We start from the raw sequence: 715 nt of genomic DNA on the forward strand, positions 1-715 counted from the left end.
GAACGCACCATCGGCAGGCGCGCGCGGCTGGAGACGGCCATCGACGCGGCGCTCACGGCGGTACTGGCCGACCAGCGCGGCGACGGCCACTGGGTCTACGAACTGGAAGCGGACGTCACCATCCCCGCCGAATACGTGTTGCTGGTGCACTATCTTGGCGAGACGCCGAATAGGGACCTGGAACGCAAGATCGGAACGTATCTGCGCCGCCGCCAGGGCGAGCATGGCGGGTGGCCGCTGTTCCACGGCGGCGCCTTCGACCCGAGCGCAAGCGTCAAGTCGTATTTCGCGCTGAAGATGACCGGCGATCCGCCCGACGCGCCGCACATGGCGCGGGCACGCACTGCGATCCGGGAGCACGGCGGTGCCGAGCGCAGCAATGTGTTCACGCGCATGCTGCTCGCGCTGTTCGGCGAGATGCCGTGGTCGGCGGTGCCCGTGATGCCGGTGGAGATCGCGCTGCTGCCGCGCTGGTCGCCGTTCCACCTGTCCAAGGTCTCGTACTGGACCCGCACCGTGCTGACGCCGCTGCTCGTGCTGGGCGCTCTGCGGCCGCGGGCGCGCAATCCCCTTGGTGTGGGCGTCGGCGAGTTGTTCCTCGCGCCGCCGGAGAACCTCGGGCTGGCGCCGCGCGCGCCGCACCAGGACCGCGTGTGGTTCGCGCTGTTCCGCACGCTGGAGTCGCGGACAGTGGGGTATAAAAAAAAACGAGCCC

At 69.4% G+C, this 715-nt stretch carries 1 pseudogene; it reads left to right on the forward strand.

The features are described 5' to 3' along the window. Window positions 1–9 precede the first annotated feature (9 nt). A pseudogene (locus tag ACEN88_RS33430) lies at window positions 10–715 on the forward strand (squalene--hopene cyclase); the annotation flags it as partial.

This window comes from Massilia sp. CT11-108, from assembly GCF_047302915.1.
GTDB lineage: Bacteria > Pseudomonadota > Gammaproteobacteria > Burkholderiales > Burkholderiaceae_D > Telluria > Telluria orientalis.